28 protein-coding genes and 1 tRNA gene are annotated in these 21,235 nt (G+C 67.6%); 11 read left to right on the top strand and 18 right to left on the bottom strand.

Annotation, left to right across the window (positions count from 1 at the left end; translation table 11 throughout):
• The coding region (locus RMO97_RS10340; RefSeq protein ID WP_310540863.1) for an MFS transporter at window positions 1–1,021 on the top strand (1,021 nt) is incomplete at its 5' end.
• On the opposite strand, the gene RMO97_RS10335 is transcribed toward RMO97_RS10340, so the two are convergent.
• The 3 genes from RMO97_RS10335 to RMO97_RS10325 are packed head-to-tail and all read right to left on the bottom strand — an operon-like array spanning window position 1,018 to window position 4,378.
• Window positions 1,018–2,919, bottom strand: a complete 1,902-nt coding sequence (locus RMO97_RS10335; RefSeq protein ID WP_310540862.1) for a tetratricopeptide repeat protein — start codon at window positions 2,917–2,919, stop codon at window positions 1,018–1,020. The genes RMO97_RS10340 and RMO97_RS10335 overlap by 4 nt on opposite strands.
• Window positions 2,920–2,935: 16 nt before the next feature.
• Window positions 2,936–3,412 (bottom strand): glutathione peroxidase, encoded by a 477-nt coding sequence (locus RMO97_RS10330; protein ID WP_310540859.1) that lies wholly within the window; start codon window positions 3,410–3,412, stop codon window positions 2,936–2,938.
• A 39-nt stretch (window positions 3,413–3,451) separates the two neighbouring features.
• Complete coding sequence (locus RMO97_RS10325) at window positions 3,452–4,378, bottom strand: Gfo/Idh/MocA family oxidoreductase (protein WP_310540857.1); 927 nt, start codon at window positions 4,376–4,378, stop codon at window positions 3,452–3,454.
• A 157-nt stretch (window positions 4,379–4,535) separates the two neighbouring features.
• Between RMO97_RS10325 and RMO97_RS10320 the strand changes: the two genes are divergently transcribed.
• Window positions 4,536–5,438: a cobalamin biosynthesis protein CbiG gene (locus tag RMO97_RS10320; protein ID WP_310540855.1), complete on the top strand. Its 903-nt coding sequence runs from the start codon at window positions 4,536–4,538 to the stop codon at window positions 5,436–5,438.
• Here RMO97_RS10320 and RMO97_RS10315 read toward each other — a convergent pair.
• The 7 genes from RMO97_RS10315 to glmU all read right to left on the bottom strand — a co-directional run bounded on the left by RMO97_RS10315 (window position 5,435) and on the right by glmU (window position 13,649).
• The gene (locus tag RMO97_RS10315; RefSeq protein ID WP_310540853.1) at window positions 5,435–5,854 is read right to left on the bottom strand and encodes a VanZ family protein; all 420 of its coding nucleotides are present in this window, start codon (window positions 5,852–5,854) and stop codon (window positions 5,435–5,437) included. The two genes, RMO97_RS10320 and RMO97_RS10315, sit on opposite strands and share 4 nt — an antisense overlap.
• A gap of 39 nt (window positions 5,855–5,893) precedes the next feature.
• On the bottom strand, window positions 5,894–7,270 hold the full coding sequence (locus RMO97_RS10310) for an MATE family efflux transporter (RefSeq protein ID WP_310540850.1): 1,377 nt from the start codon (window positions 7,268–7,270) through the stop codon (window positions 5,894–5,896).
• Between the two features lie 149 nt (window positions 7,271–7,419).
• A complete protein-coding gene (locus tag RMO97_RS10305) occupies window positions 7,420–8,799 on the bottom strand; it encodes a class II 3-deoxy-7-phosphoheptulonate synthase (protein WP_310540848.1) in 1,380 nt (459 codons plus the stop codon).
• Window positions 8,800–8,841: 42 nt separating this feature from the next.
• Window positions 8,842–10,077 carry an O-antigen ligase family protein gene (locus RMO97_RS10300; RefSeq protein WP_310540846.1) on the bottom strand — a complete coding sequence of 412 codons (1,236 nt, stop codon included), beginning with the start codon at window positions 10,075–10,077 and terminating at the stop codon, window positions 8,842–8,844.
• Complete coding sequence (gene gor / locus RMO97_RS10295) at window positions 10,074–11,453, bottom strand: glutathione-disulfide reductase (protein WP_310540844.1); 1,380 nt, start codon at window positions 11,451–11,453, stop codon at window positions 10,074–10,076. The genes RMO97_RS10300 and gor overlap by 4 nt, the downstream gene beginning before the upstream one ends.
• A 95-nt stretch (window positions 11,454–11,548) precedes the next feature.
• Window positions 11,549–12,232 carry a ribose-5-phosphate isomerase RpiA gene (gene rpiA, locus RMO97_RS10290; RefSeq protein ID WP_310540842.1) on the bottom strand — a complete coding sequence of 228 codons (684 nt, stop codon included), beginning with the start codon at window positions 12,230–12,232 and terminating at the stop codon, window positions 11,549–11,551.
• A 37-nt stretch (window positions 12,233–12,269) separates the two neighbouring features.
• Entirely contained in the window at window positions 12,270–13,649 is a 1,380-nt protein-coding gene (gene glmU / locus RMO97_RS10285; RefSeq protein ID WP_310540840.1) for a bifunctional UDP-N-acetylglucosamine diphosphorylase/glucosamine-1-phosphate N-acetyltransferase GlmU, read from the bottom strand.
• A 41-nt stretch (window positions 13,650–13,690) separates the two neighbouring features.
• On the opposite strand from glmU, the gene gph reads away from it, so the two are divergent.
• Together gph and RMO97_RS10275 are read left to right on the top strand one after the other, a co-directional pair.
• A complete protein-coding gene (gene gph, locus RMO97_RS10280; RefSeq protein WP_310540839.1) occupies window positions 13,691–14,419 on the top strand; it encodes a phosphoglycolate phosphatase in 729 nt (242 codons plus the stop codon).
• Between the two features lie 16 nt (window positions 14,420–14,435).
• Window positions 14,436–14,507: transfer RNA gene (locus RMO97_RS10275), tRNA-Val, on the top strand.
• A gap of 450 nt (window positions 14,508–14,957) precedes the next feature.
• On the opposite strand, the gene RMO97_RS10270 is transcribed toward RMO97_RS10275, so the two are convergent.
• Together RMO97_RS10270 and RMO97_RS10265 are read right to left on the bottom strand one after the other, a co-directional pair.
• Complete coding sequence (locus RMO97_RS10270) at window positions 14,958–15,419, bottom strand: GIY-YIG nuclease family protein (protein ID WP_310540838.1); 462 nt, start codon at window positions 15,417–15,419, stop codon at window positions 14,958–14,960.
• A 2-nt stretch (window positions 15,420–15,421) separates the two neighbouring features.
• On the bottom strand, window positions 15,422–15,571 hold the full coding sequence (locus RMO97_RS10265) for a ribbon-helix-helix protein, CopG family (protein ID WP_310540837.1): 150 nt from the start codon (window positions 15,569–15,571) through the stop codon (window positions 15,422–15,424).
• A gap of 139 nt (window positions 15,572–15,710) precedes the next feature.
• Between RMO97_RS10265 and RMO97_RS10260 the strand changes: the two genes are divergently transcribed.
• Genes RMO97_RS10260 through RMO97_RS10230 form a run of 7 tightly spaced genes read left to right on the top strand, consistent with a single transcriptional unit; the run spans window position 15,711 to window position 17,348 of the window.
• Entirely contained in the window at window positions 15,711–15,881 is a 171-nt protein-coding gene (locus RMO97_RS10260) for a hypothetical protein (RefSeq protein WP_310540836.1), read from the top strand.
• Window positions 15,881–16,087, top strand: coding sequence for a hypothetical protein (locus RMO97_RS10255; protein ID WP_310540834.1), 207 nt, complete (start codon window positions 15,881–15,883; stop codon window positions 16,085–16,087). The genes RMO97_RS10260 and RMO97_RS10255 overlap by 1 nt, the downstream gene beginning before the upstream one ends.
• Window positions 16,087–16,425 (top strand): hypothetical protein, encoded by a 339-nt coding sequence (locus RMO97_RS10250; protein WP_310540833.1) that lies wholly within the window; start codon window positions 16,087–16,089, stop codon window positions 16,423–16,425. Before RMO97_RS10255 ends, RMO97_RS10250 begins: the two co-directional genes overlap by 1 nt.
• Window positions 16,422–16,619 (top strand): hypothetical protein, encoded by a 198-nt coding sequence (locus RMO97_RS10245; RefSeq protein ID WP_310540832.1) that lies wholly within the window; start codon window positions 16,422–16,424, stop codon window positions 16,617–16,619. Before RMO97_RS10250 ends, RMO97_RS10245 begins: the two co-directional genes overlap by 4 nt.
• Window positions 16,616–16,915 (top strand): hypothetical protein, encoded by a 300-nt coding sequence (locus RMO97_RS10240; RefSeq protein ID WP_310540830.1) that lies wholly within the window; start codon window positions 16,616–16,618, stop codon window positions 16,913–16,915. The genes RMO97_RS10245 and RMO97_RS10240 overlap by 4 nt, the downstream gene beginning before the upstream one ends.
• Window positions 16,912–17,103, top strand: a complete 192-nt coding sequence (locus tag RMO97_RS10235) for a hypothetical protein (RefSeq protein ID WP_310540828.1) — start codon at window positions 16,912–16,914, stop codon at window positions 17,101–17,103. The genes RMO97_RS10240 and RMO97_RS10235 overlap by 4 nt, the downstream gene beginning before the upstream one ends.
• A complete protein-coding gene (locus tag RMO97_RS10230) occupies window positions 17,100–17,348 on the top strand; it encodes a hypothetical protein (RefSeq protein WP_310540826.1) in 249 nt (82 codons plus the stop codon). Before RMO97_RS10235 ends, RMO97_RS10230 begins: the two co-directional genes overlap by 4 nt.
• 183 nt (window positions 17,349–17,531) lie before the next feature.
• Here the strand turns inward: RMO97_RS10230 and RMO97_RS10225 are convergent, their stop codons facing one another.
• The 6 genes from RMO97_RS10225 to RMO97_RS10200 all read right to left on the bottom strand — a co-directional run bounded on the left by RMO97_RS10225 (window position 17,532) and on the right by RMO97_RS10200 (window position 21,089).
• The gene (locus tag RMO97_RS10225; protein WP_310540825.1) at window positions 17,532–17,696 is read right to left on the bottom strand and encodes a hypothetical protein; all 165 of its coding nucleotides are present in this window, start codon (window positions 17,694–17,696) and stop codon (window positions 17,532–17,534) included.
• A 31-nt stretch (window positions 17,697–17,727) separates the two neighbouring features.
• Window positions 17,728–18,072: a hypothetical protein gene (locus RMO97_RS10220; RefSeq protein WP_310540823.1), complete on the bottom strand. Its 345-nt coding sequence runs from the start codon at window positions 18,070–18,072 to the stop codon at window positions 17,728–17,730.
• The gene (locus tag RMO97_RS10215) at window positions 18,069–18,263 is read right to left on the bottom strand and encodes a hypothetical protein (RefSeq protein WP_310540822.1); all 195 of its coding nucleotides are present in this window, start codon (window positions 18,261–18,263) and stop codon (window positions 18,069–18,071) included. Before RMO97_RS10215 ends, RMO97_RS10220 begins: the two co-directional genes overlap by 4 nt.
• A gap of 249 nt (window positions 18,264–18,512) precedes the next feature.
• Window positions 18,513–19,031, bottom strand: a complete 519-nt coding sequence (locus RMO97_RS10210; protein ID WP_310540820.1) for a glycosyl hydrolase 108 family protein — start codon at window positions 19,029–19,031, stop codon at window positions 18,513–18,515.
• A 613-nt stretch (window positions 19,032–19,644) separates the two neighbouring features.
• Window positions 19,645–19,899: a hypothetical protein gene (locus RMO97_RS10205; RefSeq protein ID WP_310540818.1), complete on the bottom strand. Its 255-nt coding sequence runs from the start codon at window positions 19,897–19,899 to the stop codon at window positions 19,645–19,647.
• Entirely contained in the window at window positions 19,896–21,089 is a 1,194-nt protein-coding gene (locus RMO97_RS10200; RefSeq protein WP_310540817.1) for a hypothetical protein, read from the bottom strand. Before RMO97_RS10200 ends, RMO97_RS10205 begins: the two co-directional genes overlap by 4 nt.
• Window positions 21,090–21,235: the final 146 nt, after the last annotated feature.

The raw sequence follows: 21,235 nt of genomic DNA, 5'->3' as shown, positions 1-21,235 counted from the left end.
GGTCGCCTCGGTCAGCCTGATGTGCTTCGGCTCGCTGGTCATCGCGCTTTGCCCCGGCTATGCGGAGATCGGCGCCTGGGCGCCGGCGATCCTGGTCACCGCCCGCATCCTGCAGGGCGTCAGCATGGGCGGCGAGTACGGGACCAGCGCGACCTACATGTCGGAGATGGCCGGCCGCGATAATCGAGGCTTCTGGTCGGGGATCTTCTACTCCACCCTGATCGGCGGCCAGCTGCTGGCGGTGGGCACCCTGGTGTTGCTGAACGCCCTGCTGTCCGACGACGACATGCAGGCGTGGGGCTGGCGGGTTCCGTTCTTCATCGGCGGCGCCCTGGCCTTGGCGGTGTTCTGGTTCCGGCGCGGGATGCACGAGACGCCATCCTTCCACGCCCGCACCGGCGAGCGCGTCAGCACCTGGAAGCTGATCAGCACCCACCCGCGCGAGAGCCTGCTGGTGATCGGCCTGACCGCCGGCGGGACGCTGGGGTACTACACCTACTCCACCTATATTCAGAAGTTTCTGGTCAACACCTCGGGCTTCTCCAAGGACACCGCCACAGCGATCACCGCCTGCGCCCTGGTGGTGTTCATGATCGCCCAGCCCCTGTACGGCGCGCTGTCGGACCGGATCGGACGGCGCCCCCTGCTGATCGCCTTCGGCGTGGCGGGCGTGACCCTGACCTGGCCGATCCTCTCGACATTGGCGGGGACCCGCGATCCCCTGGCGGCCTTCGCCATCACGGCCGGCGCCCTGCTGATTGTGGCGGCGTATTCCTCGGTGAACGGGGTGGTGAAGGCCGAGCTCTTCCCCACCGAGATGCGGGCGCTCGGGGTCGCCCTGCCCTATTCCCTGGCCAACGCCCTGTTTGGCGGCACGGCGGAATATGTCGCCCTGTGGTTCAAATCCAAGGGCCACGAGACCTGGTTCTTCACCTACGTCACCGTGGTGATCGGCGCGTCCCTTCTGGTCTATATCTTCATGCGCGACACCCGGAAGCACAGCCGGATCCTCGAAGACTAGGGCGCGATGTCGAAGGCCGCCGGTGGGTCGCCCCGCTGCTGGCGCTCCCAGGCGGTGGTGTAGGCGGCCTCGATGTGGCGGCGGCTGAGGTCGGTGTCGAACAGCGGCGCGCCCTTGATCCGCGCGGCCAGCCTGGCCTTCAGCTCCGCGAGCCGCGCAGGTTGGGTGGCGAGATCGCGCGCCAGGGCCTCATAGGCTTCCAGGCTCTCGGTCACCAGTTCGGGCAGGCCGACGGCGTGGAGCACGCCGGCGGCGACCCGGGAGGCGAACGAGCGGCCCGCGCAGGTGACCAGGGGCAGGCCGGCCCAAAGGGCGTCGCTGGCCGTGGTGTGGGCGCTGATCGGCAGGGTGTCGACAAACAGGTCCGCCAGCCGATGACGAGCCAGATGCGCCTCGATCGGCGCACGCGGCGCGAAGACCAGACGGTCTGGCGACACGCCGCGCGCCAGCGCCTCCGCCCGCAGGTTGCGGACCACGGCGTCGTTGGTGTGCAGCAACCAGAGCACGCTCCCCTCGACCGCGCGCAATAGACGCATCCAGACATCGTAGATATGGGGGGTCAGCTTGTAGTTGGCGTTGAAGCTGGCGAACACAAAGCCGCCGGGCGGCAGGCCGGCCTCGGCCCGGGTCAGACGCGGCGGTTCGACCTCCCCTGTGCGGTCATTGACCTGATAGCTGTTGGGAAGGCGGATGACCTGCTCGCTGTAGAACCGCTCCGATCCCGCCGGAATGACATGGGGGTCGGCCAGGATGTAATCCATGAAGTCGGCCCCCATGGTGGCCGGGAACCCCAGATAGCTGATCTGCAGCGGGGCCGGGCGGTGGGCGAAGATGCCGGGCCGGCAATGGGTGGTGTAGCCCTTCAGATCCACGACGATGTCGGCCTCCGCCGCCCGGATCGCGCGCGCGACCTCCAGGTCGGAGAGGGTCGCGACATCGTGGAATTCGTGCACGGCGGCGCGGATCCGCCGCCGCTTGTCGTCCTCGATGCTAGGTCCAAGCGCATAGGCCGTGATCTCGAAACGGGCCTTGTCGTGACGTTCCAGCAGGCCGGCGATCAGGTGCGCCGTGGCGTGGGTGTAGAAGTCGGCCGAGACATAGGCCACGCGGATCTTCTCGTGCCGGTAGGCCTCACCGCGCCACAGCGGCGCGGGGCGGGCGGGAAAACGACCCTTGGCGTGGATCTGGGCGCAGGCGAGCTGGGCGGCCGGGTCATCATTGTGGGCGAGGAAGCTGAACGGCAGGTCGGCCGGCCGACCTTCTCCGATATGCTGCGTGATCACGGCGCGGCTTGCGTCGTAGTCGGTCCAGTCGCAGACCTGCAGCTGCTGGTGCAGCAGCTGGCCCAGGGTCTCCACGGTGGCGGCGTTCAGCCGGCGGCCCTCGCGGTAGCTCGCCACCGACTCTTCAGCACGCCCGAGCGTGCCAAGCACATTGCCGCGGTTGATCAGGGCCAGCCCATAGTCCGGCTGCGCGGCGAGCGCCTGGTCGTAGCTGGCCAAGGCCTCCAAGGGCCGCCCAAGCCGGGCCAGGACGTTCCCACGGCAGTTCAGCGCGTCGAAGTTGGCCGGCGCGATCCGCAGCGCCTGGTCAAAGGCCGCCAGCGCCTCGCCCAGCCGGCCCAGGCTGGCCAGCACCTTGCCCGAGGCGATGGGCAGGGCTTCGCGTTCGGGATTGTTCACAAACCCCGTCCGCCACAGGCCGAGCGCGTTCTCCAGCTGGCCGCGCGTCTTCAGGATCAGTCCGAGATTGAGCAGGGCGTCGGGATCGACCGGACGGCGGGACAGCACCGCCCGGTAGAGGGGCTCGGCCTCGTCAAGTCGCCCCAGCCGATGCAGCCGCACCGCCTCGTTGAAATCGTTCGCCGACCTATCGGCCGGCGGACCCTCGTTGGTCATGAGCCGACAGCGATCGCTAGAGGGCGGCCTTGACCGCCGCGGTGATCTCGTCGGCCTGAGGTTCGGTACGGGGACCAAAGGCGCGGATCAGCTTGCCGTCCTTGCCCACCAGCAACTTGTGGAAGTTCCACGCCGGGTCGGCCGACTCGCCCAGCTCGGACAGGGCCCACTTGTAGAATGGGTGGGCGGTGTCGCCCTTGACGTCTTCCTTGGAGGTCAGGGGAAAGTCGATGTTGAACTTGGTCTCGCAGAAATCCTTGATCTCCGCCTCCGTGCCCGGCTCCTGGCCCATGAACTGGTTGCAGGGCACGCCCAGCACCACCAGGCCCTGGCCCTTGTAGTCGCTGTACAGCTTCTCCAGCCCCTCGTACTGCGGGGTCAAGCCGCAGGCGGACGCGGTGTTCACCACTAGCACGACCTTGTCCTTGAAGGTGGTCAGCGGCAGGGGTGCGCCATCGATGGACTTGAACGAGAAATCATAGGCGTCGGACATGGCGGGCTCCTCAAGGGGTATGGCGGCCAAGCTACCCTCCTAGCCCACGTCCTCCAACGCCTGTTCCACGGCCAGGGCCAGATCGAGCGCCCGGGCGGCCTCCTCCCCCGTCACGACGGGGCGAGGTGAGGTCCCGCGCACGGCGGCCAGGAAGCCCGCGACGCTGGCGCCCAGGGGGTCCTTGGCGCCCGGCGTGTCGGCGAAGTCGGGGTTAAGCGGGAAGCCGGTGGTGTTTCGGAACTCCCGGGTCAGGAAGTCGATCTCCAGTTCCCCGGAGGGATAGACCACCTTCATCGTGCGCTTGCGGGCCGGCGCCATGCGCGAGGCGTCGAAGACCGCCAGGAAGCCGTTGTCGAAATTGACCTCCGCCCGGGCCTGGTCCCAGCCGCCGCTGAAATCCCGCACGCCGGTGGCCTCCACCGCCAGAGGCTGGCCGGCCGATAGCGCCAAGGCCAGGTCCAGGTCGTGGACCATCAGGTCCAGCACCACCGAGACATCCAGGCTGCGCTCCGAAGGCGGACCGTGGCGGACCGCCTCCAGGCGCAGGGGCTGCTCGGGGACGTCGAACAGGCCGATGGCCTGGAACACCACCCGCTCCTGGTGACCGCACGCGAGCACCAGCTTGCGCCGGGCCGCCTCGCCGATGATGCGGTCGGCGTCCTCGAGGCTGACCGCCAGGGGCTTTTCCACATAGACCGGCTTGCCGGCCGCCAGGGCCGCGAGAGCGCCCTGCGCATGATGGCTGCCGGGCGAGGCCACAGTGATGACATCCACCGCCGCGAGGAAGGCCTCCAGGTCGTCGAAGCCTTGGCCGCCGTGGCTCTGGGCGATCTCCTGGGCGCGGGCGAGATGGTGGGGGTCATAGACGGCGGCCAGGCGTGCGCCGGGCTGGTTGGCGTACTGACGCGAATGATAGCCGCCGAACACCCCGGCCCCGATCACCCCGCCCCGCAAGATTTCCGCCATGACTCACTCCGAAAGCTCGCCTGCGCTTACAGGCTGCGGGCGCGGGACGCCACCGGGCCGTACGGAATCGAAACTGTGATGTGAACGCCTCCGGCGTTGGCCGGGAGATGGGGAAGGTCTACAAGCCTCCGGTCCTTCCTCCCCCGGAGCTTACCCCTTGTCTCGCCTGTTCAGCGCCTATGTGATCGTCGACTGGAGCGCGGCGGCCAAGCCGTCCACGGGAGCCGATTCCGTCTGGATCGGCGTCGCCAAGCGCGACGTCCGCTTCCGCCTGACCTTCGAGAGCCACAACCCGGCGACCCGGGCCGAGGCCGAGAAGCTCCTGAGCAGCATCCTGGACGACTTCAAGAAGCGCTCGGAACGCGCCCTGGTGGGCTTCGACTTCCCGCTGGGCTTCCCGCGCGGCTTCGCCAAGGCCCTGAACCTGGCCGGCGAGCACCCATGGCGTGCGGCCTGGGACCAGCTCGACAAGATGGTCAAGGACAAGGCCGACAACACCAACAACCGCTTCGGCGTGGGCTCGGAGATCAACCGGCGCATGACCGGCGGCCCCTTCCCATTCTGGGGCTGCCCGCCCAAGGACGCGCTGACCACCCTGCAGCCGAAGCGGACGCGGGCCCACGAGGCCGGCGATCTGCCGGAGTTCCGGCACGCGGATATGGCGGCCAAGGGCGCGGCCTCGATATGGAAGCTCTATTACAACGGCTCCGTCGGGGGTCAGGCGATCCTGGGCATTCCGGCGGTCCGCCGTCTGAAGCTGGCTCGAGGCGACGCGTTGAGGGCCTATCCCTTCGAGACCGGGTTCAAGGCGCTCACCGAGGCCGACCTGGCCGGTGTCGATGTCGTGGTCGCCGAGGTCTATCCCAGCCTTTACAAGGCGCAGGCCTTGCCCGGCGAGGTCAAGGATCAGGCCCAGGTGCGGGTGACCGCCGAGCACTTCGCTAAGCTGGATGAGGCGGGGAAGCTGGGGGCTGTGTTCGGGCCCTCCAAGACCGCCGATCCGGCTGTGGTGGCGGACGCCGAGACCGAAGAAGGCTGGATTTTGGGGGTCGAAGCCTAGGCGGTCTCACGCTCAGGCTGGAGGACTTCGAGCTTAGCCAGATCGGTGGCCCGCCGCTCCGTGCGCGGGAAACGAAGGTGCTCCAGCCACACGGGGGCCAGGACCGCCAGGGCGCCCAGGGCGTCGGCGCAGAGGTCCCCTAGCTCAGCATCACGCCCGGCGAGGATCTGCGCCACCTCGGTGGCCGCGCCCGCGAAGATGGCCAGGACCGTCAGGTCCAGCCTGCGGCGTCGCGGAAAGGCGGTGAACAGCAGCAGGGTCAGGCCGTAGAAGGCCATGAAGTGGGCGGCCTTGTCCCAGGGCACCAGCGCCTGCTCGACACCTTGGAACGGCCCCACCATCCCGATGGCGCAGACCAGGAAGGCCAGCAGTAGCAGGCCCTTGGCGACGGTCGGAGAACGTGGCGCATGGAGCATGACCATCGCTCTACGGCCACGCGGTGAAGACTTCGTTGCCTAGCGCCCCCGGGCGCTCAGCCACTGGAAGCGGGCCAGCAGCAGGGCGGCCGACAGGAAGCTGGCCGCGATCACCGCCCAGACGATGCCGTTCAGTCCCATGCCCATGGGGATGGCCAGCCACCAGGCGAGCGGCGCCATCACCAGGACGTAGCTCGCCAGGTGGGTGAAGGTGGGGACCCAGACCTCGCCGCGGGCCCGGAGCGCCTGGGCGGCGACCACCTGGACGGCGTCGGGGATCAGGAACAGGCAGGACAGGGCGACGGCGGGGGCGGCCATGGCGAGGGTCAGCGGGTCCTTGGTGTAGGCCGCCGAGATCAATTCCGCGCCCGGCCAGACGACCAGGCTGACCAGCAGGCCGAACACGGCGGTGACGGCGAAGGCGATGAGACCGGCGCGGTTGACGGCCGCGGTGTCGCGCGCGCCATAGGCCCGGCCCACCAGCACCGCAGCGGCCGTCGAGAGACCGAGGGGCACCATGAAGACGATCGCCACGACATTGAGCGTGATGGCCCAGGCCGCCACCGCCAGGCCGCCGATCCAGCCGGCGATGACGTTCATGCCGGCGAAGGAGGCCACCTCGAAGAAGTTGGACGCGCCGGCTCCGTAGCCGATGCGCCGCTGCTCGACCTCGGCGGCCAGGTTCCGCTCGGGCTTGGTGAAGACCCCCAGGGCGCGGGCCTGGGGCATGCGGGCGATATAGATCAGCAGGGCGACCGCCAGGAAGGTGCGCGCGCCGGTGGTGGCCCAGGCGCCGCCGACGGCGCCCAGGGGCTGCAGACCGAAGGTTCCTGGAACGAGCACGAGGTCCAGGGCGAGGTTCACCGCATTGGCCACCCACATCAGGGCCGCCGCCGGCTTGGGCCGCCCCTGCCCCTCCAGCCAGAAGCTGGCGGCTACGCTGACAGCGTAGCCTGGCATGGAGAGCGCGAAGATGATCAGCGGCGGCGAAGCCCCGTCCGCGAGGTCCTTCTCCAGACCCAGGATGTGCAGGAAACCCGGGCCGCCGGAAATGAGGATCACGGTCGAGATCAGGCCGATCCACAGGCTGTAGCTCAGACCCCGCCGCAGGACCGCCCCGGTGATCTCCGGGCGCCCCTGCCCGTTGGCCCGGGCGGTCATCACCTGGATGCCGCTCAACAGGCCCACCGTCATGGTGACGATGACGCTGGTGGGGGCCCAGGCCATGGCGTGATAGCCGAGCTCGGTCGCCGAATAGCGCCCCACCACGATGGCGTCGGAGAGACCCATGCCCATGATCCCCAGGCGCGACAGCACCACCGGCCAGGAGAGCTGCAGCAGCTCGGCGGTTTCGGTGCGGACGACATGTGCGCGCCCTCCCGGCGGGGAGTTCGCGGGGGCCGAGGGCTCGGCCATGGGGATCACCAGTTTTCAAAAGAGGGCCGGAACCTGCCGCCGCCCTCCGCGTCCCGCAAGGGAAGCTTCGCCTAGGTGCTTAAATTCCCTGGCTCCGGTGACAACAAAGGCACACGGGCCGCGGCTTTAGCACGACACTCGAGCGGCCGTTAGACCGCGGCGCGCAGCGCCGCGTCGACGCGGTCTTCCTTCAGCTTCTCAGCCACCAGGAAGGCCAGTTCGAGCGCCTGTTCGCCGTTGAGCCGGGGATCGCAGTGGGTGTGGTAGCGGTCGGCCAGGTCGCCCTCGCTGAGCGCACGCGCCCCACCAAGGCACTCGGTGACATTCTGCCCAGTCATCTCCAGGTGCACGCCGCCCGGATGGACGCCCTCAGCCTTGGCGATCTCAACAAAGCTCTTCACCTCTGACAGGATGCGGTCGAAGGGGCGGGTCTTGTAGCCATTGGTGGCGGTGAGCGTGTTGCCGTGCATGGGGTCGATGGCCCAGACGACGCTGCGGCCGGAACGCTTGGTGGCCTCCATCAGGCGCGGCAGGCGCGCCTCGATCTTGTCGGAGCCGAAACGGCCATAGAGGGTCAGGCGGCCAGCCTCATTCTTGGGGTTCAGCACGTCGATCAGGCGCAGCAGTTCATCGGGCTCCAGGGTCGGGCCGACCTTCACGCCGATGGGGTTCTTGATCCCGCGGAAGTACTCGACGTGGGCGCCGTCCAGCTGGCGGGTGCGCTCGCCGATCCACAGCAGGTGGGCCGAGGTGTCGTACCATTCGCCAGAGGTGCTATCGACCCGGGTCATGGCCTCCTCGAAGCCCAGCAGCAGGGCCTCGTGGGCGGTGAAGAACTCCACGCGGTGCAGGTCAGGCTGGCTCTCCGGCGTGACGCCGATGGCGGCCATGAAGGTCAGGGCCTCGCTGATCTTCTCCGACAATTCGGCGTAGCGCGCGCCCTGCGGGCTGTCGTTGACGAAACCCCGGGTCCTGCGGTGGTTGTTGTAGCGGGCGGCGTAGCCGCCGCCGGCGAAGGCCCGCAGCAGGTTCAGGGTCGAGGCCGACTGGGAATAGGCCTGCAGCAGGCGCTGAGGGTCGGGCACCCGCGAGGCGGCGTCGAAGTCCATGCCGTTGATGATGTCGCCACGATAGGAGGGCAGCTCGACGCCGTCGATGGTCTCCACGGGCGAGGAGCGCGGCTTGGCGAACTGACCGGCCATGCGTCCCACCTTCACCACCGGCTTGCCGCCAGCGAAGGTCAGCACCACGGCCATCTGCAGGATCAGGCGGAAGGTGTCGCGGATGTTGTCGGCGTGGAATTCCTTGAAACTCTCGGCGCAGTCGCCGCCCTGCAGCAGGAAGGCCCGGCCGTCGGCCACCTCCCCCAGCAGGGTCTTCAGGCGACGCGCTTCACCGGCGAACACCAGGGGGGGCATGCCGCGCAGGGTCTGCTCCACACCGGCCAGGGCGGCGGCGTCCGGATAGTCGGTGGGCAGGTGCTTGGCGGGCTTGGCTCTCCAGGAGGCCGGCGTCCAATGTTCAGTCATCTCAACAACTCCGTCCCCGCCTGGTCTTGCGGGCCGGCGTTCTTACTCCGAGAACACGGCCGCCGTCGATGGCCGCGCGGCCACAGGCGCCTGGCTTACGGCGGCCTGGCGCTGGAGGGCGGCGCAGGACAGGGCCGCCAGGGCTCCGAGCGCCAGCCACCACTCCTGCCAGACCCCGAAGGAAAAGGCCCCGAAGGTCAGGTAGGCCACCCCCGTGGCCGCCGAGACCGCCAGGGCGGCGTCCCGGGCGCCACGGCTCATGCCCGCCAGCAGGGCGGCCCAGAAGACAGCGGCGGCCATGGCGCCGATGAGCCCCAGCTCCAGCCAGATCTGCAGGGGCGCGTCGTGCGGGTGCAGCTTGATCCCCGGATTGAACATCCGGCTGGCGTCGAGGCCCCAGCCCCGCAGGGGGTGGTCGGTGATCCAGTCGGCGGCGTGGCGCCAATACCCCATGCGCTGGGCCCAGGAGACCGGGACGTCGCCTTCCAGCACCGCGTACCAGCCGGAGCGGCGCACGATCCAGACGATGACCGGCGCGGTCAGGAAGAAGGCCGCGGCGAGGGCGCTAAGGCCGCGCGGGGCCCACTTCGGCCAGGCGGCCACGGCCAGGCCGGCGAGCGCGCAGGCCGCCAGGGCGATCAGGGGCGCGTCATAGCCAAACGTCACCGACGGCACGACCAGGCCCAGCGCCATCAGGGCGATCAGCCAGGGGGCGCGGGCCACCCGCACCGCGGCGAGCGCGGCGGCCGGCGCCAGCATGGCCAGGACGAACAGGCCCTGGGCGGCGTTCTTGACTCCGAGGTCGGGGCGGATGGGGTCGTTGATGGCCTCGCGCACCGCGCGGTAGAGGGCCGCGCCGGTGAGGCCCTCGATCAGCATCACCACGCCCAGCAGAGCCGTGCCCCCGGCCAGGATCCGCAACGCCATGATCCGCGACCGGGGGGACGCGGTGCGGGCGGCGCAGATCGCGGCGAAGAAGAGCACGGTCTCGGCGATCAGCTTGGCGGCGGTGGACTCCCCCAGGTCCTTGGCGGTGAAGGGACTCCAGGCCGAGGAACCCGCCGCCCACAGCACCAGGGTGACCACCGCGATGCCGACGGGCCGATCCTCTTCCTCGATCCGCAGGGCCGGCAGGGTCAGCAAGCCCATCAAGGTCAGCAGGGGCGCGAAGGCGAGTGGCGCCAGCCACCCGACGATCGGCGTCAGGGCGAGACCGCCCGCCACCACCCAGCCGCACCAGGCGGCGAGCTTGGGACCTGGCTGGGCGGCCTGGCTCACGCGGCGCTCAGGCCGGCCGGGACATACTTGTCGCGCATGGTCACCAGCTCCTCGGCCAAGGTTGGATGGACCGCGCAGGTGGAATCCCACTGGGCCTTGGTCACACCCATCTTCAGGGCGATGGCGGCCATCTGGATGATCTCCGGCGCATCAGGCCCCACGACATGACAGCCGACGATCTTTTGGCTCTCGGCGGCCACCACCAGCTTGATCAGGCAGCGGTCGTCGCCGCCGTAGAAGGTGGTCTTCATGGGCCGGAAGCGGGACAGGTAGATGTCGACCTTGCCGTACTGGTGCCGCGCCTCGGCCTCCGACTGCCCCACCGACCCCACGGGCGGCTGCGAGAACACCGCCGAAGCCACCATGTCGTGATCGAAGGTGGTGGGGTTGTTGTAGAACTCGGTCTGGGAGAAGGCCGCACCCTCGCGGATCGCCACCGGGGTCAGGTTGATCCGGTCGGTCACGTCCCCGACGGCCCAGATGTTGTCGACATTGGTCTTGGAGAACTTGTCCACCATCACCGCGCCGCTCTCCGCCAGCTTCACCCCGGCGGCCTCCAGGCCCAGGCCCTTGGTGTGCGGCTTGCGGCCCGTCGCGAGCATGATCTGGTCCGTGACCACGTCCAGGCCGCTGGACATGTGACTGACGAGCCCGGCCTCGGTTTTCTCGATGCTGGTGTGCTCGCAGCCCAGGACGATCTTGATGCCGCGCTTCTTCATCTCGTCGGTGAGATGGCTGCGCACATCGTCGTCGAAGCCGCGCAGGATGTTAGCGCCACGATAAACCAGGGTGGTGTCGACCCCCAGGCCCGCGAAGATGCCGGCGAACTCCACGGCGATGTAGCCGCCGCCGACGATCATGATCGCCTTCGGCAGTTCCGGCAGGTGGAAGGCCTCCTCGGAGGTGATGGTGTGTTCAACGCCGGGCAGCTCCTCGGGGCTCCAGGGTCGTCCGCCGGTGGCCACCAGGACCTTGTCGGCGGTCACCGTTCCCTTGCCGACCACCTCGACCGTGTGGGAATCCTTCAACACCGCGCGGGCGTGGACGATCTCAGCCCCGGCGTTGCTGAGGTTGGTGACATAGATCCCCGAGAGCCGGGCGATCTCCCGGTCCTTGGCCTCCAAGAACTTGGTCCAGTCGAAGGTGGACTGGCTGGGGGACCAGCCGTAGCCCTCGGCCACCTTGGCGTAGCTCGCGAACTCCGAGGCGTAGACCATGAACTTCTTGGGCACGCAGCCGCGGATCACGCAGGTGCCGCCCACGCGGTGCTCCTCGGCCACCGCCACCCTGGCGCCGGACATGGCCGCCAGCCGCGCGGCGCGGACGCCGCCCGAACCGGCGCCGATGACGAAGAGGTCGTAGTCGTAGCTCGACAAGTGAGAACTCCTTTGAAGCGTCGCCGCCTGAAATGGCCATCAGGCCGCCCGGCGGGAACACGTCAGTTGAAATAAACCTGCGCCGTACGGAGCGCCTAAGGCTCTACAGACACAACGCCGCCGTCCGTCCCCACCAGGGCGAGGTCGGCGAGATCCAGGAACAGGCCGTGGTCCACCACGCCGGTGACGCTCTTCAGGGCCGCGGCCAGCAGGGCCGGCTCCGCGATGCGGCCGCAGGAGGCGTCGTAGATCACATTGCCGCCATCGGTGCGGACCGGCTGGCCGTCCTTCAACCGCAAACGCGGCGCGACTCCCAGGTCGCATTCGGTGAGCGCGTCGCAGATGCGCAGCATGGTGGTCTCGTGCCCGAAGGCCACCACCTCGATGGGCAGGGGGAACCTGCCGAGCATGGGCACACGCTTGGCGGCGTCGGCGATCACCACGCAGCGCCGGGACGCCTCCCAGACCAGCTTCTCGCGCAGGAGAGCCGCGCCGCCGCCCTTGATCAGGGAGAGGGCCGGGCCGATCTCGTCGGCGCCATCGACGGTAAGGTCGATGGACCTCGCCTCTCCCAGCTCCTTGAGGCGGATCCCCAGGCTGGCGGCCAGCTCGGCGGTGGCGACCGAGGTCGAGACCGCGACGATGTCCAGCTTGCGAGCGGCGAGCGCCTTCACGAACCAGGCGGCGGTGGAGCCGGTGCCAAGGCCCACGGTCATGCCGGCTTCGACAAGGGCCGCGGCGGCCTCGCCGGCGGCGCGTTTCTGATCGTCTGCGCTCATGTCTTTGACATAGGCGAAGGTTGCCCGCCCCGCGACGCTATTTCTTCGCCTTCTGGGCGATCTTCATGGCTCGGAAGCGAGCCGCCCAGCCGTCCTTGTTCTGCTGCGGCGCCCGTGACAGGGCGAGCCCGTCGGCCGGCACGTCGGCGGTGACCACCGACCCCGAGCCGGTCATGGCGCCGGCCCCGACCGTCACCGGCGCCACGAGGGCGCTGTTGGAGCCGATGAAGGCGTTCTCGCCGATGTGAGTCTCGTATTTGTCGAAGCCGTCATAGTTGCAGAAGATGGTGCCCGCCCCGATGTTGGCCTTGGCCCCCACGGTGCCGTCGCCCAGATAGGACAGGTGGTTGGCCTTGGCGCCCGCGCCCACCTTGACCTTCTTCACCTCCACGAAGTTGCCGATGTGGGCCTCCTCGCCGATGTCGGCGCCAGGACGCAGCCGGGCATAGGGGCCGATCAGGGCGCCCGCGCCCACCTTCGCGCCCTCCAGGTGACTGAAGGCGCGGATCACCGCGCCGGTCTCCACCGTCACGCCGGGCGCGAAGACGACGAACTGCTCGACCTGGACGCCAGCGGCCAGCTGGGTGTCCCAGCTGAAGTGGACCGTGTCGGGCGCGGCCATGGCGACGCCCTCCGCCAGGAAGTGAGCCCGGGCGCGCGCCTGAAAGATCGCCTCGGCCTGGGAGAGCTGCATCGGGGTGTCGGCGCCCATCACCGCGTTCTCCGGCGCGAAGTTCACACGCACCAGCTTCTCCTCCGCCGTGGCCAGGCCGACGATGGAGGTGATGTAGTACTCCTGCTTGGCGTTGTTGTTGTCGACGCGCTCCAGCCAGCCGAACAGGGCCGCGCGGTCGGCGCAGTACATGCCGGCGTTGCAGGCCTTCACCGCCAACTCCTCGGCGGTGGCGTCCTTGGGCTCCACCACCCGGATCACGTGGCCGTCGGCGCCCATGATCAGGCGGCCGTAGAGCAGGCCGTCCACCGGCTTGAAGCCCATGATGGCCAGGTCCGTACCCGCCGCCCGCAAGGCGAAGAGCGGATCCAGGTCGGCGGCCTGCAGCAGGGGGCAGTCGCCATTGGTCACCAGAACATCCCCGTTGAAGTCGGCCAGGGCGTGCTTGGCGGCGAGAACCGCGTGGGCGGTCCCCAGCGGCGGGTCCTGGACGGCGACCGCGCCCTCCCCCAGCCGCTTGACCACCAGCGCTCGGACGCCGGGGCTGTGGTCGCCCACCACCACCACGATCCTCTCGCAGCCGGCGAACTCAACGGTGTCAATCACCCGGTCCAGCAGGGTGCGCCCTCCAACCTTGTGCAGCAGCTTGGGAACCGGCGACTTCATTCGCGTGCCCTGGCCGGCGGCGAGGATAACGGCGGCGCGTGCGGTCATGGGCGAAGATCCTGGAATCGGCGGGGACATTGCAATCTCACGGCGTTTAGCCGAAACGGCGAGCGCTTTCGATGGAGCCCGCGACCGTGCACGACCTTTCGCCCCTCGCCGGGGCCACCATCGCCTTCGATCTCGATGGAACCCTGGTGGATTCCGCCCCCGACCTGATCGGGACCCTTAACGTCCTCCTGGCCCAGGAGGGGATCGCCCCCCTGCCCCTGGCGGAGGGCCGCCCCTTCATCGGCCACGGCGCGAAAATTCTGCTGGAGCGCGGATTCGCAGCGCAGGGCCATCCCGTGCCCAGCGACCGGATGCCCGAGCTGTTCGACCGCTTCATGGCCCACTACGGCGAGCACAGCGCCGACTTGACCCGGCCCTTTCCCGGCCTGGTGGATTGCCTGACGCAGCTGAAGGCGGCCGGCGCGAAACTCTCGGTCTGCACCAACAAGCCGACGCCGCTGTCCCTGCCGATCCTGGCGAGCCTGGACCTGGCCCAATTCTTCGACTCGGTGATCGGCATCGATCTGGCCCCGAGGCCCAAGCCGGACGCCAGCCACCTGATCACCGCCGTGGCTGCGGCCGGCGGCCAGATCGACCGCGCGGTTATGGTCGGCGACGCCGCGCCTGACGCCGGCGCCGCCCGCGCGGCGGGGGTTCCCCTGGTCCTGGTGAGCTTCGGTTATACCGACACCCCAGTCGCGGAATTGGGCGCAGATATCCTCATCGACCACTACGATCAGTTGACGGAAGCATGTCTGCGGCTTCTCACCGCTTGCCCGGCGAGAAGCGGCGAGCTATAGGCCCGTCCCTTCCGGAGGATGCGTAGCTCAGCGGGAGAGCACCTCGTTCACACCGAGGGGGTCACAGGTTCAATCCCTGTCGCATCCACCGGAAATCATTCAACTATTTCCAAATCCACCCCCGCGCTTGCCTAAATACTTGCCGGATTGACCTAGAATCAACCACGCCGTGTCCACCTAGCCCACCCTCTCCGATGGCCCGTTTGGGCCAAGCACGGTTGGCTCGTGCGGCCATAAACCTTCTTCTAACGGATAGGGGAGGAAGTGGCCTGGCGGAAAAAGCAGCGGCGGCCCGGTGAGGAGCCGCCGCGCGTCCAGCAACCGAAGCGTCTGGAGGGGTCGGGGCGATGCTCACCGAGAAACCCCAGCCTGCATCGCCTTTTATCAGCGCCGGGTGATCAATCCCGGCGGCCTCCGCAGAGGACTTCAGTAGCCGGGCGTCTCACCCGGTATGAGGTCTCCTGTGGAGCGACCTCTAGGCCAACCCCCTCATGGGTGGAGGGGCGATGTTGCGGCGGCGCGTCTAGATGCCTGACCCCTAGGCTTTGGGTTTGGCGCGTTCGCGGCGCTTGAGTTCGGCTAGGACCGCAACACGCAGGAAGTCCATCCGGCTCTCCCTGGGCCCTCGCGCGGTCTTGATCTGCTGTTCGATGGCGGGCCCGAGTTTGCGAGACTTGAGCATCGCTAGGCGGGTCTCTGGGAAGACGCCCGCGTCCACAGTCTCGCGCGCCGCGACCACGGCGGCCACTGCATCACCCTCTGACACCGAGAACCACTCTCCGCCCTCGTGCTTGGAGAGCAAGGCCAAGTGGGCAGTGATCTCGACAGCCTCTGCATTCGGGGCCATCGGCTCAACATGAACAAGCCGAACCGGACGGCCACGGTCCCGGCCGATCTGATAGGCGCGGAGCTTGGGGTTTTGCGTGACGCCGATCTTGTGGTGGCCGGTCGCATCGGTCGCCACGTACACATGTAACGGCTGCTTTCGGAGCGCGAGCATGTTCAGCCCTTCGCCTTGGGCACCGCTTTAGACTTCACCCCCTCCGCGATCAGCAGCCGGATCGCCTCCGACCGCGACCAGATTTTGTTGGCCGCGCGCCACTCGTCCAAAGCGTCGATCTCGCTCTGGCTGATCACAAGCTGAACCCGCACGTCTTTTTTCTCCATCCGAAACCCATGGCGCATCGGCCAATGAGTCGCAACTTACGCTACATGATCAAGTTACACAAGTCGCTTGACAGCAACTTACACACCTTGCATATTCGTTATCAGAGCAAACGGAGACGCCGCCATGCAAGACCTTCTGAACCTGATCGAGACCGTCCCCGGCCAAGTCGCCCTGGAAGTCTTCGCCAGCAAGTCGGGCATGGCCCAAGCTGCGATGCGCTACGAGCTGACCGTCAACGCGCCGCTCGCGCAATACTTCTGCCAGATCGTGGCGCAGTCGATGGAGGCCGCGTGATGGCCTTCACCGCTCGCCAAATCCTCCAAGGCGCTGACATCTGGGCGCGCTACATGGACAGCGCCGAAGGCAACCGGCGCCCCTACATCGTCTGGCGCAACTGGGCCGACGCAAACCCCGACATCGCCAACAAGGCGATGGAGATGGCCGAAGCCGCTCACGTCTACGCCCAACGTCTCAACTATCCCGAATTGGAGGCCGCGTGATGGCGACTCGCTACCGTTACAGCACTTGCCTCTCGTTCGGAGAGGAAGGCGAGCCCGGCTATACCGAGATCGACGTGACCGTCTCCTATCGGGTCCTTTGGGGTCGGCCCGAGACGCCTCCCGCGTACGCTCACGGCGGACTGCCGGCCGATCCTGACGAGATCGACGACATCCGTCTGGAACTCATCAACGACAAGCCGCGCCCTTGGAACCTGGGCGACGGCTGGGTGTCGGAGGAGAGCCAGGAGGAGATGATCCTGTCGCGCTTTGACGGGTTCCGCTACCTCGATGAGATGCTTGAGGAGGCCTGCCAACGCGAGGCCGCGTGGGCGGAATGATCCTGCCAGAGCCGGAAGGCGAGGACATCGAGCTTGGCGAGGATGACTTCGACGAGCCCGACATGATGTGCGGCGACTGTGGCGATGGCGTTTACGCCGAGGAGGCTCACAACGTCGAAGCGTTCGAGCGGTTCGGGACCATCATTTGCCGCGGTTGTTTCAACGAGCGATGCGAAGAGGAAGACGACGAATGAGCGCCCTAGTCGAACGGATCATCGCCGCGCGGGATAGCCTTAAGGGGCTCAACATCTCCAACTACGCCCTGATCGCCGACGCCCGAGACGTGATGGCCGACGCCGCCAACGCCATCACGGAGCGGGACGAGACAATCCATGCCCTGCGCAACCGGCTCTCCAAGGTCGAGGCCTTCTCGTCCGTCGAACTTATGAACTGCGCCCGGTACGTCAACGAGGGTCGCGACAGTTTCGAGGGCGCGACACGCGGGCGAGAGTTGGCGCGGCTGGTGTTGAGCGTGAGCGCCGGCGAATGAGCGGCGATCTCCACATCCCCATCCTGAACGTCTTCTTGGATGACGAGCACGAGGTAATGCCGCCCGGCTGCGTCAACCACGACGACCGGGCGCGCGTCACCAATCTCGACGGCGACAACCTCTGTCAGGAATGCGCCGACGCGTGGTGTCGGGCGGAAGGCCAGTGGCAACTTGGGCAACCGGAATGAGCAGCGATATGGAAATGAAGATGCAGGCCCAGTACGATGGCTGGGATGCTCAAATGGCTGCTGCTGCTGCCGACCTGAAAGCCTACGCGCACAACCTCGCCCGTGTCGGCGGTGAGGCCTGCTGCCTCGCCATTGAGGAAGCGTGGGGCCTTGCGGGCTTCCCCCCGGAGATCGTGTCCGGCGTCTTGGCGGACGTGGCGGGCGGCTGGAGCGTCGAGGGAGCCATCGCCAACGCGGAGGCCTGAAAAGACGAAAACCCCTAATGCCCCCCCTCTCCCACCTGACACAGAAAAGCCCCGCCCTCCGCAAGGAAGACGGGGCCATTGAGCGGAGCCGGTGAGGCTCAACGCTGGGGGTGGCCGGACTTCGGGCCAAATTGAGGGCCAAACCCTTGTGGCGTAAGGCGTTGAGGGTGGCCGGAGTTTGGTCTAGCCGTCGTCGGGTTTGCCGAACCGCCACCACTTCCGCTTAGGCGGGTGAACGATGGCGTTGAAGCTGTCCACCAGGGCGACGATGGAATCCGCCCTCGCCTCTCCGCAGTCTGCGGCGCCCTTCATGCGGACAGCGTAGGCCCCAAGGTCGCCGATGGTCACGAAGTCCGCCGCAGGCCTCGCGCAATGGGCCTTAAGGCTGGCCGGGATCGACAGGACCGGGGACGGCGGCGCCATCGTTGAGCAGGCCGATAAGCCCGCGACGGAAGCCATCATCAAGGGGAGTGTCAGCGGTCGGCAGGCGTTGAACATCGGCGGCGCTCCGTTCGGCTTGGGTGATGATGCGGACTTGCGTATCGTGATAGCGCTCCACGATGGGCATGGCGGCTTGCTCGACCTTCGTCTGGGTCTGCGCCGCGACCGCCTCAGATCGCGCCTGGACGGCTTCACGCTTCAGATGGCCCACGTAGAGCCAGACGCCGACAACAGCCGCCAGGAGGGCTCCCAGCGCCCCCAGCTTCCACGATAGCGGGATCATTGGATTGTCACCTCGTCATAGTCGGAACAGAGGCCGGTGAACCACTGGTCCCCGTCACCAGCAACGAACGTCACCGCCTCGTCTGGGTCGTCGGTTTCGTCGCCGAACTCATCCAGCAGGTTTGTGATCGGAACCGTGGTCCCGTCGCTCAGGAGGGCCGCGCGGCTGGTCCATTTGGTCGATGCGATCACCACAGCTTCAACCCCTTCAACAGCAGCGCCAGCAGCGCAGGCGGCAGGACCAGGCCCGCCATGAACGCGAACGGCGGGATGAAGTAGGCGAGGAAGATCGGGACCATCAGATCGTCTCCGTCTCAGCCTGCATCCGGTGTCCGGGGATCTGGATCACCCGCTGTTCCCATCCGGCCTTCGTCGGTGCGGGCTGGGGGTCTGAAGGGGGAGCGGCGCAGGCGGCGAGGATGAGGAGGATCAGGGCGGGTTTCATCGGGCCATCGCCGTTGCCTTGGTCGTCACCTCCGCGAGACGACGCAGCCAGCCCTTGCCGAACGTCGGGAAGGTGGAGAGGGAGCGGTAGAAGGCTTCCCGGTCGGCGTTGAGCCGGACGATCATGGCGCGAGAGCCGAGCGCGTTGACGGCGGCGAGGGTCTTCGGGCCGACCTCTCCGTCTACCGTGACGCCGGCCACCCGCTGGAGGAACTTGCGCGCCCGGCTCGGCCCGCTGTTCACGGCGAGGTCGAACACGGCGTAATCCAGGCCAGCCGGGAGCTTGTCGCAGCAGGCGGCTTTCCAGTAGTTGGCCTCGTAGATCGGCGCGACCGCAGCGGGGGTGAGCGCCTTGACCTCGGCCTTGGTCGCCGGGCGCTTCAGCCAATCCGACAGGGTTCCGAGGGTGACGCCGAGGTTTGTTGCGCCGCCGGGGTCGAGTCTGTGGTCAACATACCCACCTTCATGTTGCAGAATTAGGGGCAAGCAGCGCTGGAAGCGCTCCGAACTGGTCATGCTCCACCCGATGGCAATTGGCGCACAACAGCACGCAGCCCGACAATTCCCGCGCAATCTGCGCCGCCGATCCGTTGGCAATCAGATAGCTTGGGTCCCTCTCCTTGGCGCCGGAGTGGTGAAAGTCGAAGGCGGCGGGTGGAAACACTCCCTCGCACCGAGTGCAAGCGCCCCCGAACGCTTTCACAAGCGCCGCCTTGATGAGACCGGCTCGACGTTGCTTGAAGTGTCGCGCGCACAGTCCCCACGCCCCCTTGGGGGCTACAACGGTATCGCAGACGGTGCAGGTTCGCCCGAACACGACGCTCCTCACAGGGCGTGTCATGTCCCTGCCAGTCCGGTGCCGGATGTAGTGGCCGTTGCAAAGCCCCCGGGCGTAGGCCGGGCTGGAGCAGTCTGGCGCGCTGCATGGGTAGTTGCGTTTGTTCGCTGGCACGTAGGCGGGGGCCGCGCCCATCGCTGCGCCAGCCAGGAGCGCTTTCGTCACGGCAGCATAGATCGTTTTTTCCATGCTTGAGTGTAGCATGGTGTACGTTGAACATCACGGATTTCGGATGGTCTACCCAACCGCCCTCGTGTTGCAGGATCAGCGGCAGGCATTCGGCGAAACGGGTCATTGCGGGGCTCCGGCTTTGGCGATCTCGACATCAGCCGCGTGCTTCCCGGTCTTGGAATTTTCCCAGGCTCGGAAGCCATACAATCCGCCCAGCCCGGCATAGACCGCGCCAATGAACAGCGCGCCCTCCCCGAATGTCGTCACCTTCCACGCGATGACGATGGTGGCGACCGCAGCCGCAGCAGACGATGAGATGATGGCGAAGGGCCGGGCGAGGTCCGCCACGATGCCCTTGAACTGGTCGATGGTCATGCGGCCTCCAGGGGCGCTTCAAGGCGGGCGACGTGGACGGTGTGGCGGCTATCCTCCCCGCCCAGGCGGTGAAGGGTAATGGCCTCCAGGGAGCGACGGGAGCGGTATCCTTCGCCGTGAGACCAGGCGTCAGGAGCGGCTAGGGTCCGCATATACTCGACGGTGCAGCCGATATAATCCTTGATGTCCTTGTGGTGGACGTGCCCCACCAGCCAGAGGCAGTAGGAGACTTGGCCCCACCACTCGCGGACATCGTTCGCCATGATCGACGGGAGGTCTTTGCCCTTGGCCCCGTCGCCGTGACAGGTGCCGATCAGGTTCTTTCCGAACTGGTGATACCAGTAGGGGTTGGGGCTGGTGACGACGGTGACGCGGGGTTCGTTCTCGTAAACCGCCTCCAGCAGCTCAGCCAGGCGCAGGGCGGTGTCGGGGTCGTGGTTGCCCGGATCGACGCGGACCAGCACTTGCTCATGCCGCTCCAGCAGCCGGCGGATCTGATATCGCTTCACCCTTGCCGAGATGCGAACCGCCTCGGCATGGCGCCCGTGAACATCCAGCTCATGGCCTGACCGGGGGGTGCGGTTCTTGTTGTTGTCGGCGTGAACGGTGTCGCCCTTGTCGTTGAACAGGGCGTATTTCGAGGGTGGGGTTGATGCCACCAGCCGGTCGATGGCGTCGCAGTTGACCCGCTCGAACTCGGCCAGGTCGAAGTGGGAGCCGGTTTCGTCGGACCACGAATAGAGGCCCGCGTGAGGGTCGCCAACGGGGTAGACGGTCAGCAGATCGGCGTTGCAGACCGGAGGGGCTTGGAGCGGGTGCGCGGGGGTGATCTCATCCTTCAGGCCGTCAACGAACGCCTTGAAGAGTTCCGCCCGGCGCTCATCGTCGGCCGCGCTCTTGACCCACTGGCCGCGCGCCTTGCCCTCGCTGTCGTAGTAGGTGGAGACGCCCCGCACCTTGAACCCATCGGGCACGGTGTGGGTCATGTCGTGGTCCGGCGCGTAGCCACGGAGGGCGGCGTGCTTCCGCAGGCGCTCGACAGCGCCGTTGACGGCGTTCGGCGAGACCCCCAGCGCCGCGGCGGCGCCCCGGCCGGAGCCGTGGAGGTTGATCGCCTCGCAGTATCGCCGCTGTGACGGGGTGGCGAAGGCCATCAGTTCGGGGGAAATGTGGTCGGTTGGAGCCGTCATCCCTCGACCTCCTGGGTGTCCAGGGTTCCGGGGATGGGCTTGGCCTTGCGGGTGCGCCGCTTGGGATAGGGCAGCAGGCCGTTTTCGGGATCGGCGACCCAGAGGCGGCGGGCCTCTTCGTAACGGGCCTGTAGGAGCTTGGAGAC

The sequence above is a fragment of the Phenylobacterium sp. genome, assembly GCF_031425575.1.
GTDB lineage: Bacteria > Pseudomonadota > Alphaproteobacteria > Caulobacterales > Caulobacteraceae > Phenylobacterium.
Note: the sequence above shows the minus strand (reverse complement) of the source record. Positions and strands in the feature narration are given on the sequence as shown.